This is a genomic window from Bradyrhizobium sp. USDA 4472 (assembly GCF_054058595.1).
The window spans coordinates 3666598-3687043 of the sequence record NZ_JBSSAM010000001.1; the positions used below are offsets into that span (position 1 = coordinate 3666598).

Annotated in this window: 21 protein-coding genes; 16 read left to right on the top strand and 5 right to left on the bottom strand. The window is 65.3% G+C overall.

All coding sequences use genetic code 11. The features are described from left to right. Nucleotides 1–97 precede the first annotated feature (97 nt). The 7 genes from ACVWZ4_RS16930 (at nt 98) to ACVWZ4_RS16960 (ending at nt 6230) form a co-directional block, all read left to right on the top strand. Nucleotides 98–1489, top strand: a complete 1392-nt coding sequence (locus tag ACVWZ4_RS16930) for a TldD/PmbA family protein (protein ID WP_456737257.1) — start codon at nt 98–100, stop codon at nt 1487–1489. Further along, nucleotides 1476–2288 carry an inositol monophosphatase family protein gene (locus ACVWZ4_RS16935; RefSeq protein WP_456740785.1) on the top strand — a complete coding sequence of 271 codons (813 nt, stop codon included), beginning with the start codon at nt 1476–1478 and terminating at the stop codon, nt 2286–2288. The genes ACVWZ4_RS16930 and ACVWZ4_RS16935 overlap by 14 nt, the downstream gene beginning before the upstream one ends. A gap of 59 nt (nt 2289–2347) precedes the next feature. Next, nucleotides 2348–2596, top strand: coding sequence for a DUF4170 domain-containing protein (locus ACVWZ4_RS16940; RefSeq protein ID WP_456699673.1), 249 nt, complete (start codon nt 2348–2350; stop codon nt 2594–2596). Next, nucleotides 2593–3306, top strand: a complete 714-nt coding sequence (locus tag ACVWZ4_RS16945) for a lysophospholipid acyltransferase family protein (RefSeq protein WP_092230007.1) — start codon at nt 2593–2595, stop codon at nt 3304–3306. The genes ACVWZ4_RS16940 and ACVWZ4_RS16945 overlap by 4 nt, the downstream gene beginning before the upstream one ends. Next, the gene (locus tag ACVWZ4_RS16950) at nt 3269–4627 is read left to right on the top strand and encodes a 3-deoxy-D-manno-octulosonic acid transferase (RefSeq protein WP_456740786.1); all 1359 of its coding nucleotides are present in this window, start codon (nt 3269–3271) and stop codon (nt 4625–4627) included. Before ACVWZ4_RS16945 ends, ACVWZ4_RS16950 begins: the two co-directional genes overlap by 38 nt. Next, nucleotides 4620–5636: a tetraacyldisaccharide 4'-kinase gene (gene lpxK / locus ACVWZ4_RS16955; protein ID WP_456740787.1), complete on the top strand. Its 1017-nt coding sequence runs from the start codon at nt 4620–4622 to the stop codon at nt 5634–5636. Before ACVWZ4_RS16950 ends, lpxK begins: the two co-directional genes overlap by 8 nt. A gap of 258 nt (nt 5637–5894) precedes the next feature. Continuing rightward, nucleotides 5895–6230 (top strand): GYD domain-containing protein, encoded by a 336-nt coding sequence (locus ACVWZ4_RS16960; RefSeq protein ID WP_456699669.1) that lies wholly within the window; start codon nt 5895–5897, stop codon nt 6228–6230. Between the two features lie 140 nt (nt 6231–6370). Here the strand turns inward: ACVWZ4_RS16960 and ACVWZ4_RS16965 are convergent, their stop codons facing one another. Then, nucleotides 6371–6898, bottom strand: coding sequence for a hypothetical protein (locus ACVWZ4_RS16965; protein WP_456740788.1), 528 nt, complete (start codon nt 6896–6898; stop codon nt 6371–6373). Between the two features lie 177 nt (nt 6899–7075). On the opposite strand from ACVWZ4_RS16965, the gene ACVWZ4_RS16970 reads away from it, so the two are divergent. Then, complete coding sequence (locus ACVWZ4_RS16970; RefSeq protein WP_456740789.1) at nt 7076–7378, top strand: hypothetical protein; 303 nt, start codon at nt 7076–7078, stop codon at nt 7376–7378. 16 nt (nt 7379–7394) lie between these two features. On the opposite strand, the gene ACVWZ4_RS16975 is transcribed toward ACVWZ4_RS16970, so the two are convergent. Next, nucleotides 7395–7622 (bottom strand): DUF2093 domain-containing protein, encoded by a 228-nt coding sequence (locus ACVWZ4_RS16975; protein WP_212327099.1) that lies wholly within the window; start codon nt 7620–7622, stop codon nt 7395–7397. A gap of 195 nt (nt 7623–7817) precedes the next feature. On the opposite strand from ACVWZ4_RS16975, the gene ACVWZ4_RS16980 reads away from it, so the two are divergent. Beyond that, on the top strand, nt 7818–8651 hold the full coding sequence (locus ACVWZ4_RS16980) for a dienelactone hydrolase family protein (protein WP_456740790.1): 834 nt from the start codon (nt 7818–7820) through the stop codon (nt 8649–8651). Nucleotides 8652–8694: 43 nt separating this feature from the next. Continuing rightward, nucleotides 8695–8844 carry a hypothetical protein gene (locus ACVWZ4_RS16985; protein WP_456699665.1) on the top strand — a complete coding sequence of 50 codons (150 nt, stop codon included), beginning with the start codon at nt 8695–8697 and terminating at the stop codon, nt 8842–8844. A 154-nt stretch (nt 8845–8998) separates the two neighbouring features. Here the strand turns inward: ACVWZ4_RS16985 and xseA are convergent, their stop codons facing one another. Beyond that, the gene (gene xseA, locus ACVWZ4_RS16990) at nt 8999–10615 is read right to left on the bottom strand and encodes an exodeoxyribonuclease VII large subunit (protein WP_456740791.1); all 1617 of its coding nucleotides are present in this window, start codon (nt 10613–10615) and stop codon (nt 8999–9001) included. 137 nt (nt 10616–10752) lie between these two features. Between xseA and ACVWZ4_RS16995 the strand changes: the two genes are divergently transcribed. The 3 genes from ACVWZ4_RS16995 to ACVWZ4_RS17005 are packed head-to-tail and all read left to right on the top strand — an operon-like array spanning nt 10753 to nt 12610. Beyond that, nucleotides 10753–11763, top strand: a complete 1011-nt coding sequence (locus ACVWZ4_RS16995; RefSeq protein ID WP_456699664.1) for an alpha/beta hydrolase — start codon at nt 10753–10755, stop codon at nt 11761–11763. Then, nucleotides 11760–12311, top strand: a complete 552-nt coding sequence (locus tag ACVWZ4_RS17000; RefSeq protein ID WP_456699663.1) for a hypothetical protein — start codon at nt 11760–11762, stop codon at nt 12309–12311. Before ACVWZ4_RS16995 ends, ACVWZ4_RS17000 begins: the two co-directional genes overlap by 4 nt. Further along, nucleotides 12311–12610: a winged helix-turn-helix domain-containing protein gene (locus tag ACVWZ4_RS17005; RefSeq protein ID WP_456699662.1), complete on the top strand. Its 300-nt coding sequence runs from the start codon at nt 12311–12313 to the stop codon at nt 12608–12610. The genes ACVWZ4_RS17000 and ACVWZ4_RS17005 overlap by 1 nt, the downstream gene beginning before the upstream one ends. A 76-nt stretch (nt 12611–12686) precedes the next feature. Here the strand turns inward: ACVWZ4_RS17005 and ACVWZ4_RS17010 are convergent, their stop codons facing one another. Continuing rightward, nucleotides 12687–14183 carry an NCS1 family nucleobase:cation symporter-1 gene (locus ACVWZ4_RS17010; RefSeq protein WP_456740792.1) on the bottom strand — a complete coding sequence of 499 codons (1497 nt, stop codon included), beginning with the start codon at nt 14181–14183 and terminating at the stop codon, nt 12687–12689. Nucleotides 14184–15640: 1457 nt separating this feature from the next. On the opposite strand from ACVWZ4_RS17010, the gene purD reads away from it, so the two are divergent. Continuing rightward, entirely contained in the window at nt 15641–16924 is a 1284-nt protein-coding gene (gene purD, locus ACVWZ4_RS17015; RefSeq protein ID WP_456740794.1) for a phosphoribosylamine--glycine ligase, read from the top strand. 165 nt (nt 16925–17089) lie between these two features. Further along, nucleotides 17090–17995, top strand: coding sequence for an alpha/beta fold hydrolase (locus ACVWZ4_RS17020; RefSeq protein ID WP_456699659.1), 906 nt, complete (start codon nt 17090–17092; stop codon nt 17993–17995). Here ACVWZ4_RS17020 and ACVWZ4_RS17025 read toward each other — a convergent pair. Further along, entirely contained in the window at nt 17992–18450 is a 459-nt protein-coding gene (locus tag ACVWZ4_RS17025; RefSeq protein WP_092230031.1) for a nucleoside deaminase, read from the bottom strand. The genes ACVWZ4_RS17020 and ACVWZ4_RS17025 overlap by 4 nt on opposite strands. Before the next feature lie 118 nt (nt 18451–18568). Here ACVWZ4_RS17025 and ACVWZ4_RS17030 point away from each other — a divergent pair, with 118 nt between their 5' ends. After that, entirely contained in the window at nt 18569–20446 is a 1878-nt protein-coding gene (locus tag ACVWZ4_RS17030) for a pseudouridine synthase (protein ID WP_456790272.1), read from the top strand.

Consider the following 20446-nt stretch of genomic DNA (forward strand, 5'->3'; position numbering starts at 1 on the left):
ATCTGAGCTTTTACAGGCTGAAAATGCTTGAAGTCCGTGCGATCAGGGCACATCTGTGGTTCCGGTCCCCGAACCCCGCCCCAACAGGATTTCGTTTGTGAACCCTTCACCAAGCTCGACGCTTTCGTCCAAAGCCAATCGCGACCTGTTCGATCAGTCCGCGCTCTCCGATCTCGCGCAGCGCCTGGTCGAGGCGGCGAAGCGCGCCGGCGCGGATGCGGCCGATGCGGTCGCGGTGCGCGGCATCTCGCAAGGCGTCGAGGTGCGCGACGGCCGCGTCGAGGAATCCGAGCGCTCCGAAGGCGACGATGTCGGCCTGCGCGTGCTGGTCGGCCAGCGCCAGGCCGTAGTCTCCACCAATGACGCGAGCGGAGACGCCGTGACCAAGCTTGCCGAGCGCGCCGTCGCGATGGCGCGGGTTGCGCCCGATGACAAATATGTCGGGCTCGCCGATCCAGCGCTGCTCGCGCGCGATTTCCCCGATCTCGATCTGCTCGATCCCGATGTGCCCGCCACGGCCGAGCTCGAGCGCCGCGCGCTTGAGGCCGAGGCTGCGGCACTTGCCGTGAAGGGCGTGAGCAAATCCGGCGGCGCTTCGGCTTCCGCTGGCATCGGCGGCATGGTGCTCGTCACCTCGACCGGCTTCCACGGCTCTTATCTGCGTTCCAGCCAGGGCATCTCGGCGACCGCCATCGTCGGTGAAGGCACCAGCATGGAGCGCGACTACGACTTCACCTCGGCGCCGCACGGTGCCGATCTGCTGTCGCCCGAGACCGTCGGCCGCTCCGCCGGCGAGCGCACCGTGGCGCGCTTCGGTCCGCGCAAGGTCGAGACCTGCAAGGTGCCGGTCGTGTTCGATCCGCGCGTTGCGGGTTCACTGGTCGGCCATGTCGTCGGCGCCATCAACGGCGCCTCGATCGCACGCAAGACCAGCTTCCTCAAGGACAAGCTCGGCCAGCAGCTGTTTGCGAGAAACATCCGCATCGTCGACGATCCCCTGCGCAAGCGCGGCCTGCGCTCGCAGACGTTCGACGCCGAGGGCGTCGCCGTGAAGAGAACTGCACTGATCGACGAGGGCGTGCTGACGACCTGGCTGCTCGACTGCGCCACCGCGCGCGAGCTCGGTCTCACCACCACCGGCCATGCCCATCGCGGCGTCTCGTCCTCGCCATCGCCCGGACCGTACAATCTGCATCTCGAGCCGGGCACACCGACGCCGGCCGAACTCATCGCCGACATCAAGCAGGGCTTCTACGTCACCGATCTGATCGGCTCCGGGGTCAACGGCGTCACCGGCGATTACAGCCGTGGCGCTTCCGGCTTCTGGATCGAGAATGGCGAGCTTACCTATCCCGTCAGCGAGGTGACGATCGCCGGCCACCTGTTCGAGATCTTCAAGTCGATGCAGCCGGCCAACAATCTCGAGTTCCGTTACGGCATCAATGCGCCGACGGTGCGCATCGAGGGTTTGACGCTTGGCGGGCGCTGATCTTTCGGACGCGACCATCCTGAGGCGCGATGTAGCGTTGCTGCAAGACACGGTGCGGGAGGCGGGCGCGCTCGCGCAGTCGATGTTCCGCACCGAGCTGAAGACGTGGATCAAGGGCGCATCCTCGCCGGTTTCGGAAGCCGACATCGCGGTCAACGATTTTCTGGAAGGGCGCCTGCGCGGCGCCAGGCCTGATTATGGCTGGCTGTCGGAGGAAAGCGCCGACGATGCGACCCGGTTGTCGCGGCGGCTGACCTGGGTGGTCGATCCGATCGACGGCACACGCAATTATTTGAATGGCCATGACGAATGGTGCGTCAGCGTCGCGCTGGTCGAGGATGCCTCGCCCGTGCTGGCGGCGGTGTTCGCGCCTGCCAGCGGCGAGTACTTTTTCGCCGTCCGCGGCCAGGGCTCGCTGCTGAATGACAAGCCCGTGCGGGCAACACCCGGGACCGCGCTCGATTTCGCACGCGTCGCAGGTCCCAAGCCTCTGGTCGAGCGCCTGAAGCCGTCACTCGGCGACATCAAGCTGCATCCGCGAATCGGCTCGCTGGCGCTGCGGCTGTGCCGGGTCGCCAATGGCGGGCTCGATGCGGCCTTTGCCGGCGGCAATAGCCATGATTGGGACCTTGCGGCGGCCGATTTGATCGTGCAGGAAGCGGATGGTAGGATGAGCGACCTCTCTGGAGATCCCATCCTCTATAATCGCCGGGAAGTGACGCACGGGGTGCTTGTGGCAGCGGGACGCGATCGTCATGCGAGCATTGTCGCGCATTTTCGAAACCGTCCCCCGGCCTGAGCATCGTCGCCGCGCTTGTCGAACACTGCTTGCCGGGCAACCTGTTAGGAACCGAATCCATGTCAGATAGTGCCCCGCAACAACTGCTTCACCTCGTCATCGGGGGTGAGTTGCTCGATCTCGAGCACAACACCTTCAAGAACCTCGACGATGTCGAGATCGTCGGCCTGTATCCGAACTATGCCTCCGCCCATGTCGCCTGGCGTGCCAAGGCGCAGAGCACGGTCGACAATGCGCAGATGCGCTATTTCATCGTCCACCTCCATCGGCTGCTCGACCCCAACCAAGAACCGAAGCCGGCGCGTTGAAAAAACTGCTTCGCAATGCGCTGCGAAGCAGCCTTGTTCAGCGTGCCGCCGGGGTCCTGGCGGCCGAATATCTGCGCTTTGTCTGGCGGACCAACAGGTTCACGTTCGATCCACCCGACGTCTACGACCTCGTCGAGCCGCAGATGCCGGCGATTTTCGCATTCTGGCACGGCCAGCATTTCCTCACTCCGTTCATCAAGAACAAGGATTCCTACCGCGCCAAGGTCCTGATCTCCCGCCACCGCGACGGCGAGTTCAACGCGATCGCGGTCGAGCGGCTCGGCGTCGGCACCGTCAGGGGGTCCGGGGATCACGGCGGCGCCTTCCACCGCAAGGGCGGGGTCGGCGCCTTCAGGGAAATGGTGTACACGCTCGAGGACGGTTGTAATGTCGCGCTGACCGCCGATGTGCCGAAGCGCTCGCGCGTGGCAGGCCTCGGCATCATCATGCTGGCACGGGAATCGGGGCGGCCGATCATGCCTTTTGCAATGGCGACCAGCCGCTTCATCCGGCTCAAGAACTGGGACCGCACCACCATCAACCTGCCGTTCGGCCGTGGCGTCCTGGTCGGCATCAAGGAAATTCACGTCCCCGCGGATGCCGATGCGGCCACCATGGAAGCGCTGCGGCTGGATCTGGAAGAGACTCTGAACGAAGCGACTCGTCGCGCCTATGAGCAACTCGGCCGTCCGGGACCTGCAGATGGCTAGCTCGCTGCCCAACTCGCTGCCCAAGTCCTTGCCGATGACGCTGCGGATGTATCGGCGCCTCGCCACCGGCCTGGTGCCGCTCGCGCCTGCGCTGATCAAGCGCCGGCTGAAGCAGGGCAAGGAAGATCCCGCGCGCGTCGGCGAGCGGCGGGGGCTCTCCCGCGACGTGCGGCCGCACGGCCCGCTGGTCTGGATTCACGGCGCCAGCGTCGGCGAGGTGCTGGCGGCAGCCGCGCTGATCGAGCGCCTGCGCGATCTCAACCTCCGCATCCTGCTCACCTCGGGCACCGTCACTTCGGCTGCCGTCGTGGCCAAGCGTTTTCCGCCCGACGTCATCCATCAATACGTGCCGTATGATTCCCCGCGCTACGTTGCGCGCTTCCTCGATCACTGGCAGCCGTCGCTGGCGCTGTTCATCGAATCCGACCTCTGGCCGAATCTGATTCTGGCGGGCGCGGCGCGCCGGGTGCCGATGGTGCTGATCAACGGGCGGATGTCGCCGCGCTCCTTCCCGCGCTGGCGGCGGATGCACGGCACCATCTCGGCGCTGCTGTCGCGCTTCGACATCTGCCTCGCGCAGTCGAAGCTGGACGCCGAACGCTTCTCCGCGCTCGGTGGCCGCGACGTCGTCACGACAGGCAATCTAAAGCTCGACGTGCCGGCGCCGCCCGCCGATCCCGCCAAGCTCGAGCGGCTGATGGCGATGACGCGCGGGCGTCCGATCATCGTCGCGGCTTCGACCCATCCGGGCGAGGACGAGATGCTGGTCGCCGCGCACCGCAGCCTCGCCGGCGTCTTTCCGCATCTTCTGACCGTGATCGTGCCGCGGCATCCGGATCGCGGCTCATCGATTGCGGGCATGATCGCGGCGTCGGGCCTGAAGCCGGCGCTGCGCTCGCGCGACGAGCAGCCGACCGCCGTGACCGACGTCTATGTCGCCGACACCATGGGCGAGCTCGGCCTGTTCTACCGCCTCTCGCAAGTCGTGTTCATCGGCAAATCGCTGGTCGGCGAAGGCGGACAGAATCCGATCGAGGCGATCAAGCTTGGTGCGGCGATCGTCCACGGACCGAACGTCGCCAATTTCAGCGAACTCTATGCGGCCCTCGACCAGAGCGGCGGCGCGCGCCAGGCCGACACGCAGGAGGCGCTGACCAGGCAGCTCGGCCTGTTGCTGGCCGAGCCGACGGTGCGCGACAAGATGCAGCGCGCCGGCGCCGGCGTGGTCGAGCAGCTCGGCGGCGCGCTGGATCGCACGATGACGGCGCTCGAGCCGTATCTGATGCAATTGCGGATCGAGATGGGAGCCGCCAATGCGTGAGCCGGCCTTCTGGTACCGGCCGCGTTCCCCGAAGTCGCATCTGCTCAGTCCATTGGGCGCGCTCTATGGCGCCATCACCGCACGCCGCATGGCGCGCACGGGTTTTGACGCCGGCATTCCCGTGCTCTGCGTCGGCAATTACCATGTCGGCGGCGCCGGCAAGACGCCGACCGTGCTGGCGTTGACCAGGCTGTTGCGCGAGCTCGGCGAGACCCCGGTGGTGCTCAGCCGCGGCTATGGCGGGCGCTTGCACGGCCCGGTCATGGTCGATCGGATTCGTCACACCGCCGCCGATATCGGCGACGAGCCGTTGATGATGGCGCGCGACGTTGCCGTCGCGGTGGCACGCGATCGCCGCGACGGCGTCGCGCTGGCGAAATCGCAAGGCGCCACCGTGATCCTGATGGATGACGGCTTTCAGAACCCCCTTCTGTTGAAGGATGCCTCGCTGATCGTGATCGACAGCGAACGCGGCCTCGGCAACGGCAAGGTGTTCCCTGCGGGCCCCCTGCGCGCGCCGCTGAGAGCGCAGCTCGCGCGCACCGATGCGCTGGTGCTGATCGGCGACGGTCACGCCGCGGGGGATGTCGCTGCCCAGCTGGCTGCGCGCAACAAGCCGGTGCTGCGCGCGCATCTGAAGCCGGATGCGGCCTCGGTCGCGCAGCTCTCCGGCAAACCTGTCTTCGCATTTGCCGGCATCGGCGATCCCGAGCGCTTCTTCCGCACATTGCGCGCCAGCGGCATCACCGTCGCGCGCACGCGCGCCTTCGCCGATCACCACGTGTTTTCGCAAGCCGAGATCGCCGCGCTCGTGGCGGATGCCTCGCGCGAGCAGCTCACGCTGGCAACGACGGAAAAAGATCTCGCGCGCCTGTGCGGCACCGATTGTGTGCCTGATGGCATCATGCCGTTCGCGGTCCAGCTCGAGTTCGATGAACCGGAAAAGCTGCGGCGATTGATCGGCGATCATCTGTACAACGCGCGCGAGCGCCGATTCAGCGCGCCTTGATCTCGGACGTTGGGCAACGTTTCTGCCCTAGCCCGAAAGCGACATGTCGCCGCTGGCGGAATCCTCTTCCGCGTGTTCGGGAGTTGATGTAGCCTTCGATGAGAGCCGTCACCGGGACGTGCCGAACTCCCGGCAATTATCGGCGGCGTTGATGCCCACGGCGGGCAGCGTACCTTGCCATTTCAAATGCGGTGGCCGGAACGACGAGTTCGGAACGGCAGGGAGGACTGTTTTCAAAAGCTCAGAGGAGAACATGCCATGCATTTTTGCCTCACAGGTCAATACACCCCACGCGCTCTCAATGCCATCCTGGAAAATCCCACGACCAATCGCCAGGAAGCGGCGAGAAAACTCATCGAGGCGGCCGGCGGAAAGCTGATATCGATGTACAGCGTTGCGACCGACGGCCCAGGCGTTCTCGTGATCTTCGACGTGCCTGATCCGGGTGCGGCCCCGGCCATCTCGGGGCTCACCGTGACGGCGGGCACCCTGCAGAACGTGAAGCTGACGCGCTTGTTCACCCAGGACGAGATCAAGCAGGTTCGCCAGAACGCCGCGAAGCTGCGTTCTTCGTATTCGCCGCCCGGAAGCTGACATCCGGATTGGAAGCGGGCCGCCGCAATCGTGCTACGCGGCGGCAACGCTTCCCACGTGGAGCAAAACATCCCAGCTCGAGGTGAAGTGCGCTGGCGTCCATTGACGGACGACGGCGCGGTGCGTGTGTCCGGGTCGCTTCAGTGGGGCACGTGGTGAGCGGGCCTGCGATGTGTGTCCATCCCGCCATCGGAAGTCCGAGTTGCGGGGAGATGATCCGCGTCGAGAGCTTCAGCGCGTTCAGGTGCGATCAGAAGCTGTTTTCGCATCTCGGCGAGACGGGCGCGGCAATATTCACGATAGAGCAACTCGAATATGGCGGACATGATCACCCCATCGTTTGGCTTGATATTCCACCGCGAATTTTCGTGGTGATCGTAGCCCGCCAGATGGCTCTTCAATATGAGCCCGTTCACAGACTGCGTCGGTTCCAAACCGCCATGGCCGTTTGGGCGACTTGATTGTCTGTGCGATAAAAAGAGCAGGGCCGATGACCTAGCATGCAGTGTAGCAGCCTTGTGTTTCACCAGCACTTCGTCAAACAACTTGAGGGCGCCGATCCGCAAAAAAATTCCAATCACAGAGCGAACTGACTTGCCGGGAAGTGCAGCGACTTTTCGATGCAATGCTTTGGCGGAAGAGTCCGCCAACCCGGCCAGCTGCCGCAACTGATCAGCGATCGTCGCTACGAGGCCCGCGAGCGGCGCTTCAGCACGCGATGATCTCGCCGCAAGACAGATCTCGTAGGGGTTAGTCGAAGGCGTAACTTACCCTTCGGCATCCCGCTATTCAGCCGACATTCATCGCAAGACCGCTATCGCTCTCCGGCGATCCTGGAGACTCCGATGAAACCGTTCTCTGCTGCCCTCGCCGCCGGTCTTGTGTGTCTGATCGCTGCGCCGGTGTTTGCGCAGACGCCGCCCGCTGCTCCGGCCGCCGCGGTGCCGGTTCCCGCGACCAAGCGCGTGACGTGTCTCGGCTCGACGCAGAATCTGAAAGGGCAGGACAAGCGCGACCAGATGCAGCTCTGCATGGCACAGGCGCGGCTCGATTGCCTGAAACAGGCGATCGATCAGAAGGTGGTCGGCGAAGCGCGCAAGAGTGCGATCAAGACCTGCGTGGGCACCGATGATCCCAGGCAGCAATAGCCGCGCGCGCGAAGCCTCACGATTGCGGTTTCGGCGCGTTGGGGAAATGCCGCTGCAGCACGGCGGCGGGCGTGGCGTAGGCTTCCTGCAGGTCCACGCTCCAATATTTCAGCTCGTCGAGCGGGATCCGCGTGTCGGTGATGGCGCAGCGCACGAACGTGCCCGGCGAGATCACGCGGAAGTCGCCGTCGAGATATTGCACCTGCGCTTCGCCATTGCCCGAGGGGCCGAACTTGTTCAGCACGGTCGAAAGTCTCCGTGGAAGGGCCCTCCCTGGAAATCCTTGATGGAAGACCTCGGGGGGTACGATGTGTTGGACCTGAAGTAGCACAGATAGGGTGGCTTGTCCGCCCGTTAAACCCACCGGTTTGTGATGTTTTGCCGCCGTTTGTGCATGATAGTGCTGGGAGCCTTACGGTACCGCCTGCGACAGAGTCCGATGCGTTTTCGACTGACCGCCCTGTTCCTGATTGTCTCGATGTCGGCCGCGCACGCGGCTGCGGCGTCGTCGGCGCCTGCGCAGGTCGAGATTCCCCTGTCGTCGGGCATCCTTCATGCGCAGCTGTTCAAGCCCGAGGGCGCGGGGCCGTTCCCGACCGTGATCGCGCTGCACGGCTGCGGCGGCCTCGGCAGCCGGTCCGATTCCGTCCAGCCGCGCTATCGTGACTGGGCCGAACGTCTGCTCAAGGCGGGCAATGCCGTGCTGCTGCCCGACAGCTACGGCTCGCGCGAGCTTGGGCCGCAATGCCGCGTCAAGGATACGCACGTCAAGGCGCGGCGCGAACGCGTCACCGACATTGCGGCGTCGCGGGCCTGGCTGATGAAGCAGAATTGGGTGGCGCGCGACCGTGTCAGCCTGATCGGCTGGGCCAACGGCGCCAGCGCGCTGCTCTGGGCCGTGCGTCCGCAAGCGGTGGCGCGCGAAACAGGCCCGGATTTCCGCGCCGCGATCGCGTTCTATCCGGATTGCCGGATCTCCGCCGGCCTCGGCTGGAGCACGCGGGTGCCGACGCTGGTGTTGATCGGCGCCAATGACGACGTCTCGTCGCCGCCGGCCTGCCGCCAGATGGTGGACGGCGCGCATGGCCGCAGCGCGCTCGCGCGTATCGTGGTCTATCCCGGCGCCTATCACGATTTCGACCGGGCCAACACGCCGCTGCACGCCGCCGCCGCCAGCAGCGACGCCGCCGCGCCCGACCGCGGCCATCTCGGCACCGATACCGAAGCGCGCGCGGAATCGCAGAAGGAAGTCGCGGAGTGGCTGGCGCGGTAGCAACGCCTTAGTTCGACCATGATGTCGGCTAAACGCATCTGTCATGCGCAACCGCATCGTCATCTTCTCATCCGCACTGGTCGTCTTCACCGTCGCCGTGTTCCTGTTCGAAGCCCACGCCGGCTCGCCCCTGCGCGCACCTGATCATTGCGGCTTCTGGACCACGATGGAGGCGGGGTTGTCCTGCCGGTAGGCGGCGGACGACGGACCAACGATCTTCACCACATCCTGTAAGAGTTCGTTGTTGGTTTCGTTGCAGCAGCGCGCAGTCGTGCCGTGCGGCACACTGCGCTCCCTCCCCCACAAGGGGGAGGGAACGCGGCGGTGCTTGCAGCAACATCGCGCCTCTAAAACAAACTGCCCTGATCCACCGGCTTCCGCTTCGGCGCGGGCTTCGCCTCCTGCGCCGTGGCCTTCGGCTGCGCCGGCGCGCGCTTAGCCGTCGGCGCCGGCCGATCCGCATCCGCGGTCGCCCCCACGCGTCCATCCGCGAACTCGATCTCCACGCGTGCGCCGGGACCGATCGCGTCGGCCGAATGCAGCGGATGGCCCGCTTGGTCGCGCACCAGCGCAAAGCCGCGGGCGAGCACGCCGCGATAGGACAAGGCGGACAGCAGCTTGCCGCTGTTCTCGACGCGGGCGTCCAGCCGCTGCAGCAGGGTGACCAGCGCGCGCCCCGCGCGTTCGGCCAGGCGATGGGTGCGCTCGCGCTGGCGGGCAATCGCATTGCGCTGCGCCTGCGCGTTGGAGAGCTTTGAGGCGCGCAGGCGCACTTCAAGTCCGGCAAAGCGGTCCCGCCGCCGCCGCAGCAGCGAGCGCGCGGACAGGCCGAGCCGTTCGCCGCAGACCGTGAGGCGATGATCGGCCTGCGCGATCTGGCCGTGCAGCACCCGCAGCGTCAGCTTGGCGCTTGCGGCGGTGAACCTGCGGAAATGCGCATGCGTGTTGGCCTTGAGCCCGCGGGGCAGGGCGCTGCCTGCCGAATCCAGCCGCTGCCGCGGGATCGCGAGCAGATCTGACGCAGCGGGCAGCGCGCGTGCCGCGGCGCGCAATTCGTTGCGGCGGTTTTCATGGCCACGCTGCCAACAGGCCCGCGTGCGCCGCGCGAGATCGGCGACCTCGACGAACAGATCGCTGCGCACGGGGACTGCCATTTCGGCCGCCGCCGTCGGCGTCGGCGCGCGCTTGTCGGCGACGAAATCGATCAGCGTGATGTCGGTCTCGTGGCCCACCGCCGAGATCAGCGGGATCATGCTCTCGGCTGCTGCGCGCACCACGATCTCCTCGTTGAAGGACCAGAGATCCTCCAGCGAGCCGCCGCCGCGCGCGACGATGAGCACGTCGGGCCGCGGAATCCTGCCGCCCTCGGGCAAGGCATTGAAGCCGCGGATTGCGGCCGCGACCTGCTCGGCCGAGCCTTCGCCCTGGACTTTCACCGGCCACACCAGCACGTGACGGGGAAAGCGGTCCTCGAGCCGGTGCAGGATGTCGCGGATCACGGCGCCGGTCGGCGAGGTCACCACGCCGATCACCTCGGGCAGCCAGGGCAGCAGCTGCTTGCGCGCCTCGTCGAACAGGCCCTCGGCGGCGAGCTTCTTCTTGCGCTCCTCCATCAGCGCCATCAGTGCGCCGATGCCGGCCGGCTCCAGCGCCTCGATCACGATCTGGTATTTCGAGGAGCCCGGATAGGTCGTGAGCTTGCCGGTCGCGATGACCTCCAGCCCCTCCTGGGGCTTGAAGCGCATGCGGCCGTGCACGCCCTTCCAGATCACCGCCTCGATCTTGGCGCTCTCGTCCTTGAGCGCGAAATAGCAGTGCCCGGATGAATGGGCGCCGCGGAATCCGGAGATCTCGCCGCGGACCCGGACATGGCCATAGGTGTCCTCCACCGTCCGCTTCAGGGACTGCGAGAGCTCGGAAACGGTGAATTCGGGCGCGTTGTGAAGAGGTTCCGCAGGCGGCATCGGCAATCGATTCGGCATTTTGGGGTCAGTTCAGACGTTAAGGATTTTCGCAGCGCGACGCCATCCGGGGGATTGATTGGGAGAGTACTCTGTATTATAGAGTTCTCTATTGATTGGAAGTTCAGGGAGTTTGGACCATGGCGATACCGATACTGCGAGGTGTTTTGGGCTTGCTCAAATGGGGCCTGTGCGCGGTCGGCGCCACGGCGCTGATCCTCACCGCCTTGATCGCGACGCCGTTGCAGCGGCCCGCGGAGATGCGCTCGGTCTCGGACTCCGCCAAGGGCATCGACTGGTCCACGCTGCCGGCGTTGGAGCGCTTCCAGGCCCGCGACGGCACCTGGCTGGGCTATCGGCACTATCAGCCGAAGGGAGCAACCACCGACCGCGGCGCGATCTTCATCCACGGCTCGTCCGGCTCTTCCGGCACCGTCAATCATGCCCTGACGGCCGCGCTTGCCGCGCATGGCGTCGAGACCTGGGCGCTCGATATCCGCGGCCACGGCGCCTCCGGCACGCACGGCGACATCGGCTATGTCGGCCAGCTCGAGGACGACCTCGTCGACTTCGTCGCCCATGTCCGCAAGAGCACGCCCGATCTGCCGCTGACATTGATCGGTCATTCCGCCGGCGCCGGCTTCTCGCTGCGCGTCGCCGCGACGCCGATCGTGCAGGACCTGTTCGTCCGCACCGTGCTGGTCGCGCCCTATCTCGGCTATGACGCGCCGACCAATGTCGCGCATTCCGGCGGCTGGGCCAATCCCGACATCCCGCGCTTCATCGGGCTCACCGCCCTGCGCAAGCTCGGCATCGATTGCTGTTCGCAGCTGCCGGTGCTCGCCTTCGCGGTGCCTGCGAATTCGGAGCGTTATCTGACCGCTGTTTATTCCGACCGCCTGATGCGCAACTTCGCGACGCGCGGCTATCGCCTCGATCTGGCTGCGGTGACGCATCCGATGACGATCTTCGGCGGCGCCGAGGACGAGATGATGATCTCGGCCAGATATGCCGAGACCGTGCAGGCGATCAGGCCTGATATCGACGTCAAGATCATCGACGGCGTCAACCACATGGGTATGGTCACCCATGCGAAGGCGGTCAACGCGATCGCCGACGACGTGGCGACGCGGGGCGCAGGCCAGTCATGATCGACAGCAAGGAGGCGTCCGCAGCGCTGGCCGATATCGACGACATCGTCCAGCGCGTGAAGCAATCGCAGCTCTATGAGCTGGCGAGCCTCGGGGCGATATGGTGGGGCATGCTGGTCTTCGCCGGCAATCTCGTGACCTGGCTCTGGCCCTTCTACGCGCGTTACGCCTGGCCGACCGTCGACATCCTGGGTGTCGGCGGATTGATCGCGCTCCGCTGGCTCACGCCGTCACGTCTCCATGGTGCCGCCTTCGACGTCAGGGTGCCGCTGGTGTTCGCGCTGTTCTTCGCATTCGGTTATGTCTGCACCAACGTGCTCGGTCATTTCGGCCCACGCGAGCTCGGCGCATTCTGGCCTGTTTATTTCATGCTGTTCTACATGCTTGCCGGTCTGTGGTTCGGCACTGCGTTCGTCGCGATCGGACTCGGCATCACCGCACTGACGCTGGTCGGCTTCTTCACCATCGGCGAAGCCTTCCCGCTCTGGATGGCCTTCGTCAACGGCGGCGGCCTGATCCTGGGCGGCCTCTGGATGCGGCGGATCTGATGGCCGAACTCGACGACATCATCCACCAGCCGCTGCGGCTGAAGATCATGGCGGCCCTGAACGCGCTGCCGGTCGCCTCAGGCCTGGAATTCGCGCGGCTGAAGAAACTCACCGGCGCCACCGACGGCAATCTCGGCGCACATATCGAGACGCTCGCCAAGGCGGGCTACGTCTCGGTCGACAAAGCCTTCGTGGGGAAGAAACCGCAGACCACGGTGACGGCCACCGCGGCGGGCCGCGGGGCGTTTGCGCGGCATGTCGCGACCCTGCAGGAAATCATTGCGGGGAAGCAGCTGTAACGCGCCAGGCAGCGATAGAAGAAGCGCATCGGCGAAAAGGACGGCCCGCTGCGGGCGGGCCGTCCCCGCAAGCCGGTCAGGCCGGCTGAGAAGCGAGCGCAGTCTGACGGAGCATGAGATAGTTGTAGATACCGTAACCCAGGCCCACGCCGATGAACCAGGTGAAATTGGCCAGCACCGACAACGATGGGACCAGTGCACAGATCGCCGGCACGAGTGCGGAGGGAATGATCGCGAGGATCGCGTTCCTGTTGTAGCCGCCCTCGTACCAATAAAGGCCGCTCTCGCTCAGAGTATAGAGGTCATCGACGACGATCTGCTGCTTCTTCACCATGTAGAAGTCCGCGATCAGGATTCCGAACAGCGGGCCGATGAACGCGCCGAGGATGTCGAGCGTGTAATGGATGACCTGCGGATTGTCGTACAGGTTCCACGGCGTTATGAAGACCGAGCCGACCGCGGCGATCATGCCGCCCATCCGCCAACTGATCCGCTGCGGCGCGACGTTCGAGAAGTCGAAGGCCGGCGAGACGAAGTTGGCCACGATGTTGATGCCGATGGTCGCGATCATGAAGGTCAGCGCGCCGAGTACGACCGCAAACGTGCTGTCGATCTTGCTGACGGTTTCCACGGGGTCCGTGATCATGTGGCCGAACACCGGCAGCGTGGCCGACGTGGTGATGACCGTGAGCACCGAGAAGCCGAGGAAGTTGACCGGCAGGCCCCAGAAGTTGCCGGCCTTCACCGCGCCAAAGCTCTTTCCGTAGCGCGAGAAGTCGCCGAAGTTCAGCATCGGTCCCGAGAAATACGAGACCACCAGCGCGATCGCATTGATCATCACGGGCAGCGCGTCCCAGCCGCTGTATTTGACCTCGCCGAGCGTGAGCCCGATGTTGGCGATGCCCGCCTTCGCGATGAGATAGGCCGCCAGCACGATCATCACGACATACACGGCCGGGCCGGCCCAGTCGATGAAGACGCGGATCGCCTCCATGCCGCGCCAGAACACGATCGCCTGCAGCACCCACAGGAACATGAAGCAGGCCCAACCGAGCGCCGACAGGCCGACGAAGCCGTGCTGGCCGACATCGGCATAGGGCGCCAGCGTGGGAAAGAACTTGAGCGCCACCACCATGAACGCGCTCGAGGCCAGATAGGTCTGGATGCCGTACCAGGCGACCGCGATGAGGCCGCGAATGATGGCCGGGATATTGGCGCCCTTCACGCCGAACGGCGCGCGGCAGATGACGGGATAAGGCGTTCCCGTGACCTGGCTCGGCTTGGCGACGAGCTTGCAGAACAGTTGCACGATCATGATGCCGGCCAGGAGCGCGATCAGCACCTGCCAGCCGACCAGTCCGAGCGAGAACAGGCTTCCCGCGGTGACATAGCCGCCGACACTGTGCACATCGGACATCCAGAATGCGAAGATATTGTACGCGCCCCAGGTCTGTTCCTTGAGCGGCGCAAGGTCTTCATTGGTCAGCTCCGGATGATAGCCGGGCTTGATGATAACGCGGGCATGGGCCTCGGAAACAGCGCCTCCGGGGGCTTCGGGCAGTTTGGGACTCATTGTCTTTCACCTTCCAAGCAAAACAAGGATCCGCGCATTCGATCTCTGCACGCGTCGCGCGGCTTCGCCCCAAAATGCAAGCGGCGTGCCATTTTTTAACGTTCGATAAATGAATTATAACGTTCGATCAGGTGAGACGCAGGCCGTCCGGAGCCGCCGCCGCGCGCCACGGCCCGTCGTTCGCGATGCGTGCTCGCGTGTCGGCTGCAACTGGAGCTTGAATCCGTTGATGAAAGCGAATTGCGTGGGGTTCGCGTATCCCGAGCCATGGGACGACGCGCCATCGCCGTGGAAGCTTTCGGCCGCGCCACGCCTGGTCAGTTCGTAGAGGAGAAAGCCAGACTCTCGCTGAGACGGCCTGCGGTGAGAGTGCAGAGTTTTGGGCACTGTCGCCGTAATTTTGGGCAGCTCGTAGGATGGGTTGAGCCCTTTCGAAACCCATCGCTTTCCCATTCCCGCTCTCCGTCTTCGCAGCTATCTTCCGACTGCAAGTGACGATGAATCGCGGATGGCGTCCGGTCGGCTAGCTCTAAGGATGCTTCGCGAAACACGTGTGATGGGTTTCGCCAGGGCTCAACCCATCCTACGGGCTACGGGCTTTGCGCGCCCCGGAATGACGGGAGGGAAGGCAGCAGCCCATTGAGTTCGTAGTTCGTAGGATGGGTTGAGCCCTTGCGAAACCCATCGCTTTCCCATTCCCGCTCTTCGTCTTCGCAGCTGTCTTCCAACGGCAAGTGACGATGAATCGCGGATGGCGTCCGGTCGGCCAGCTCTACGGATGCTTCGAGAAACCCATCGCTTTCCCATTCCCGCTCTTCGTCTTCGCAGCTATCTTCCGACTGCAACTGACGATGAATCGCGGATGGCGTCCGGTCGGCTGGCTCTACGGATGCTTCGCGAAACACGTGTGATGGGTTTCGCCAGGGCTCAACCCATCCTACGGGCTCGCGCTTTGCGCGCCCCGGAACGACGGAAGCGTAGGATGGGTTGAGCCCTTGCGAAACCCATCGCTTTCCCATTCCCGCTCTCCGTCTTCGCAGCTATCTTCCAACGGCAAGTGGTCGGCTGGCTCTACGGATGCTTCGCGAAACACGTGTGATGGGTTTCGCAAGGGCTCAACCCATCCTACGGGCTGATCAAGGTAACGACACGCTTTTCAACGCGGGGAAGCACCTCTTCGCGCGAATATCTGCACTCTTTGCAGCGCTTCGTCACGCAATTGCCGCCGACAGACAGCGTACCGAACGACTCGCTTTTGCAGCGAGGACATTTGCGAAAGGGCGGAAGTTCGAACATGGCGCTTTAAATCCCAAATGGTCGAAATGTCTCTTACGCGCGGAGGCGCGCTGCCAAGGCTCGCGAAGAGGTACAGTTGGAGGGTAACATCCCCCCTTGAGCCCCACCCCGATTCGTGCGACCTCCGGCGCCAGCAAAACCCCTCATTTTCTGAGCCTGCGATGCACATTCTCCTGCTTGGTTCCGGCGGCCGCGAACATGCTCTGGCGTGGAAGATTGCGGCGTCCCCCCTGGTGACCAAACTCTGGTGCGCGCCCGGCAATGCCGGCATCGCGCGCGAGGCGGAGTGCGTGGCGCTCGATGTTGCCGACCATGCCGCCGTGATCGACTTCTGCAAGACGAATGCGGTCGACCTGGTCGTGGTCGGCCCGGAGACGCCGCTGGCGGCCGGCATCGTCGATGATCTCACCGCTGCGGATATCAAGGCGTTCGGGCCGAACAAGATCCCGGCGCAGCTCGAAAGCTCCAAGGGCTTTACCAAGGCGCTGTGCACCGAGTTCGGCATTCCGACCGGCGCCTACAAGCGATTCACCAACGCCCAGGACGCGCGCGATTACGTGCAAAGCCGGGGCGCGCCGATCGTGGTGAAGGCCGACGGCCTTGCCGCCGGCAAGGGCGTCGTCGTTGCGAAGTCAGTGCGCGAGGCGGAGGACGCCATCGCCATGATGTTCGAGGGCGCGTTTGGCGAGGCCGGCGCGGAAGTGGTGATCGAGGAGTTCCTGCCGGGCCGCGAGATCAGCTTCTTCGCGCTGTGCGACGGCGAGACCGCCATTCCGCTCGCCTCCGCCCAGGACCACAAGCGCGTGTTCGACCACGACGTCGGCCCGAACACCGGCGGCATGGGCGCCTATTCGCCGACGCCTCTGGTGACGCCGGCGATCCACGACGCGATCATGGCCAAGATCATCCTGCCGACGGTCGCGGGCATGAAGCAGCGCGGCACGCCGTTCCGCGGCATTCTGTACGCTGGCATCATGCTGACCACGCAGGGCCCAAAGCTATTCGAGTTCAACGTCCGCTTCGGCGACCCCGAATGCCAGGTGCTGATGCTGCGCATGATGTCTGACATCGTGCCGGCGTTCCTCGCCGCCTGCGACGGCCAGCTGAAGAATTTTGACCTGCGCTGGTATCCGGAATCCGCGCTCACCGTGGTGATGGCGGCGAAGGGCTATCCCGGCGACTACCAGAAGGGCACCGAGATCGAGGGGCTGGACGATGCCGCCAAGGTCGACACGGTCGAGATCTTCCACGCCGGCACGGTCGCGAAGGACGGCGCCATCCTCGCCAATGGCGGCCGCGTGCTCAATGTCTGCGCGCTAGGGGCGACCGTGACTGAGGCGCAGGCGCGCGCCTATCAGGCCGTCGACCGCATCCGCTGGCCGGAAGGCTTCTGCCGCCGCGACATCGGCTGGCAGGCGGTGGAGGCCGAGAAGGCGAGGGGCTAGCGCGTCGTCCCCGCCGGCGCGGGCAGCGCGCCGATCCGGACTCCGGGACTGTGGCTTGATCTCGACATTCCAGAAATGCGCAATCAGCAGATAGGGTTAGTCACCCCGCTGATAATACCGCTACGGTGCATGGGGTTGTTTCGACATTTTGAGTGGGTGGAACTGATGTCCGATCTCGCCGACCTCTATCCCGGCTTCGCCTCCGAATGGGTCAACACCTCGTTCGGCCGCATCTTCGCCCGCATCGGTGGCAACGGGCCGCCGCTGCTGCTGCTGCACGGCTTCTCCGAGACGCATGTGATGTGGCACCGCGTCGCGCCTGAGCTGGCCGACGCCTTCACGCTGATCATCGCCGACCTGCCCGGCTATGGCTGGTCCGACATGCCCGAGAGCGATGCGCTGCACATGCCCTACAGCAAGCGCGCGATGGCCAAGGCCATGGTGGAGATGATGGAGCGGCTCGGCCACGTCCACTTCGCGCTCGCCGGCCACGATCGCGGCGGCCGCGTGTCGTATCGCCTGGCGCTGGATCATCCCGGCCGGCTGTCCAAGCTCGCCGTGCTCGATATCCTGCCGACCTATAATTACTGGGAGCGGATGAACCGCGCCTATGCGCTGAAGATCTATCACTGGACGTTTCTGGCGCAGCCCGCGCCGCTGCCGGAGACGCTGATCTCGGGCCAGGGCGAGTTCTTCCTGCGCTTCAAGATGGCGAGCCAGACCAAATCGAGAACGCTGGATGCGATCGACCCGCGCGCGCTCGAACACTACCTCGCCCCGTTCCGCGATCCCGCCCGCATCCATGCGATGTGCGAGGACTACCGCGCCGGCGCCTATATCGACTACGACCTCGACAAGGCCGATTTCGAGGCCGGCAAGAAGATCACCGTGCCCATGCTGGCGCTGTGGGGCGGCGCCGGCATTGCGCAAGCCGCCGCGACCCCGCTCGATGTCTGGAAGCAATGGGCGACCAATGTCGGAGGCCAGCCTGTCGATTCCGGTCACTTCCTCACCGAGGAGAACCCCGACGTCACCACGCGGGCGCTGCTTTCGTTTTTTGCAGGCAGCTAGCGCCGCTCGCGAAAGAACTCCTTGAGCAGCCGCGCCGCCTCGCTCTCGCCGACCCCGGAATAAACGTCCGGGGCGTGGTGACAGGTCGGTGAGGCAAAGAACCGCACGCCCGATTCGACCGCGCCGCCCTTGGGGTCAGCCGCGCCGTAATAGAGCCGGCGGACCCTTGCAAAGGAGATCGCGCCCGCACACATGGTGCAGGGCTCCAAGGTCACGTAGAGGTCGCAGTCGACCAGCCGCTCGCTGCCGATCTTTTTCGCCGCCTCGCGCAGCGCGATGATCTCGGCGTGGCCCGTGGGGTCGTAGTCGGTCAGGGTGCGGTTGGCGGCGGTGGCGATGACCTCGTAGTTGCGGACCACCACGCACCCGATCGGAACTTCGCCAGCCTTTCCGGCATTTTCGGCCGTTTTGAGCGCCAAATCCATGAAAGAAGGGGCTTTCAAGCCTCGTATCATCCGAAGAAACCTGCTAGTAGCTGCGCCTTCAGCAGAAGTGCTTACGATTTTTGCCTGAGCACGCGGCTCGGAATGAGCGCGCGTAATGCGTCTGGCCACCCCCTGAGTGAGATTATTCATGCCTCGCGACAGCGACAAAGACAACGATTCCCGCGGCCGGCGAGGCCCCCCCAAAGGCGGCCGCAGCGGCAAGCCGCGCGGCCCCGACAAGAAATTCGCCAAGCGCGGCTTTGAGGGCAAAGGCGATCGCGACAGCCGCCCGCCTCGCGACAGCCGCCCCTTCCGCCGACGCGAGGAGGGCGATGCCCCGCGTCGCGATTTTTCCGACCGCCCGCGCTTCAAGCGCGATGACCGTGGCGGCGAGGGCCGCGGCGAGCGCGGCTTCAAGCCGCGCGGCGACCGTCCGTCCTATGGCCGCGACGACCGTCCGCCGCGCAGCCGGGACCGCGACGATGCCCGTCCCGCGGGTCGCTTCGGCGACAAGAAGTTCGGCGACAAGCGGCCCTATGCGCCGCGCGGTGACCGTGGCGAGCGCAAGTTCGACGGCGAGCGGAAATTTTCGCGCGACCGTGGCGAGCGCAGCGATTCCAAGCCCTGGCAGAAGCGCGATGATCGTCCGCATGGCGACCGTCCGCGCAAGTCGTTCGACAAGGATTTCCGCGGCCGCGATCGCAGCGAGGAAAAGCCCTGGCGCCAGCGCGACGACCGTCGTGACGGCGGCCGTGGTGATGACCGTCCGCGTTTCTCGCGCTCACGCGATGATCGCGCCTCTGGCGATCGTCCGTTCCGCGATCGTCCAAAGTTTGACCGGTCGCGCGAAGACCGTCCGAAGTTCGATCGTCCGCGCGAGCGGCCCGAGGGCCGCATGGACTGGCAGGAGCATCCGCGCAGCGAAGGCCGCTTTGGCGATCGTCCGCGCCGCGACAACGAGGACGACAGCAGGATCTTCGAGAAACGCCCCGCCTTCGGCGGTCGTGGCGCCTATCGCGCGCGCGAGCGTGATTTCGAGGGAAGGCCGCGCCGCGAAGAGCCGCCGAAGCCGAAAAAGGCCGGGGAGCGCATCGCCAAGGCGTTGGCGCGCGCAGGCCTCGCCTCGCGCAGGGATGCCGAGGAGATGGTCACGCAGGGACGCGTCACCGTCAACGGCCGCGTGATCAATTCGCCGGCGCTGGACATCACCAAGAACGACGTCGTCCTGGTCGATGGCAAGCCGTTGCCGGAGCGCGAGCGCACGCGGCTGTTCCTCTATCACAAGCCGCGCGGGCTGATGACCACGCATGACGATCCCGAGGGTCGTCCGACCGTGTTCGACAATCTGCCCGAAGGCCTGCCGCGGCTGATCAGCGTCGGCCGGCTCGATTTCAATACTGAAGGCCTCCTGCTGCTCACCAATGACGGTGGCCTCGCTCGCACGCTCGAGCTGCCTGATACCGGCTGGTTGCGCCGCTACCGCGCCCGCGCCCATGGCGACGTCACCCAGGCGCAGCTCGACCAGCTCAAGGACGGCATCGAGGTCGAGGGCGTGAAATACGGTCCGATCGAAGCGACGCTGGAGCGTGACCAGGGCGCCAATGTCTGGCTGGTGTTCGCGATCCGCGAAGGCAAGAACCGCGAGGTCCGCAACGTCTGCGCACATCTCGGGCTCGAGGTGAACCGACTGATCCGCGTCTCCTACGGTCCGTTCCAGCTCGGCGAGGTCCCCGAGGGCCAGGTCGAGGAGGTCCGCTCGCGCGTGCTGCGTGAGCAGCTCGGCGACAAGGTGATCGAGAAGTCGGGCGCGCAATTCGACGTGCCGAAGAAGTCGTCAGGCGAGGGCGAGAAGACCTCCAAGCGCGCCGTGATCGCCGACCGCAAGGGCCGCCGCGTGCTGGTGCAGCGTACCGGCAGCGATGAAGCGCGCGAGCGCAACGAGGAAGAGGCCAACGGCTACGGCCCGCCGCGTCGTCCCAAGCGCGGCTATCACGGCAAACGCGATCTGACGCCGCGGGACGAATAG

Coding starts and splice junctions, on each gene's coding strand:
- ACVWZ4_RS16940 (WP_456699673.1), top strand. CDS start 2,348: ATGTCAGATAGTGCCCCGCAACAACTGCTTCACCTCGTCATCGGGGGT.
- ACVWZ4_RS16950 (WP_456740786.1), top strand. CDS start 3,269: ATGAGCAACTCGGCCGTCCGGGACCTGCAGATGGCTAGCTCGCTGCCC.
- lpxK (WP_456740787.1), top strand. CDS start 4,620: ATGCGTGAGCCGGCCTTCTGGTACCGGCCGCGTTCCCCGAAGTCGCAT.
- ACVWZ4_RS16960 (WP_456699669.1), top strand. CDS start 5,895: ATGCATTTTTGCCTCACAGGTCAATACACCCCACGCGCTCTCAATGCC.
- ACVWZ4_RS16970 (WP_456740789.1), top strand. CDS start 7,076: ATGAAACCGTTCTCTGCTGCCCTCGCCGCCGGTCTTGTGTGTCTGATC.
- ACVWZ4_RS16980 (WP_456740790.1), top strand. CDS start 7,818: ATGCGTTTTCGACTGACCGCCCTGTTCCTGATTGTCTCGATGTCGGCC.
- ACVWZ4_RS16985 (WP_456699665.1), top strand. CDS start 8,695: ATGCGCAACCGCATCGTCATCTTCTCATCCGCACTGGTCGTCTTCACC.
- xseA (WP_456740791.1), bottom strand. CDS start 10,615: ATGCCGCCTGCGGAACCTCTTCACAACGCGCCCGAATTCACCGTTTCC.
- ACVWZ4_RS16995 (WP_456699664.1), top strand. CDS start 10,753: ATGGCGATACCGATACTGCGAGGTGTTTTGGGCTTGCTCAAATGGGGC.
- ACVWZ4_RS17000 (WP_456699663.1), top strand. CDS start 11,760: ATGATCGACAGCAAGGAGGCGTCCGCAGCGCTGGCCGATATCGACGAC.
- ACVWZ4_RS17005 (WP_456699662.1), top strand. CDS start 12,311: ATGGCCGAACTCGACGACATCATCCACCAGCCGCTGCGGCTGAAGATC.
- ACVWZ4_RS17010 (WP_456740792.1), bottom strand. CDS start 14,183: ATGAGTCCCAAACTGCCCGAAGCCCCCGGAGGCGCTGTTTCCGAGGCC.
- purD (WP_456740794.1), top strand. CDS start 15,641: ATGCACATTCTCCTGCTTGGTTCCGGCGGCCGCGAACATGCTCTGGCG.
- ACVWZ4_RS17020 (WP_456699659.1), top strand. CDS start 17,090: ATGTCCGATCTCGCCGACCTCTATCCCGGCTTCGCCTCCGAATGGGTC.
- ACVWZ4_RS17025 (WP_092230031.1), bottom strand. CDS start 18,450: ATGATACGAGGCTTGAAAGCCCCTTCTTTCATGGATTTGGCGCTCAAA.
- ACVWZ4_RS17030 (WP_456790272.1), top strand. CDS start 18,569: ATGCCTCGCGACAGCGACAAAGACAACGATTCCCGCGGCCGGCGAGGC.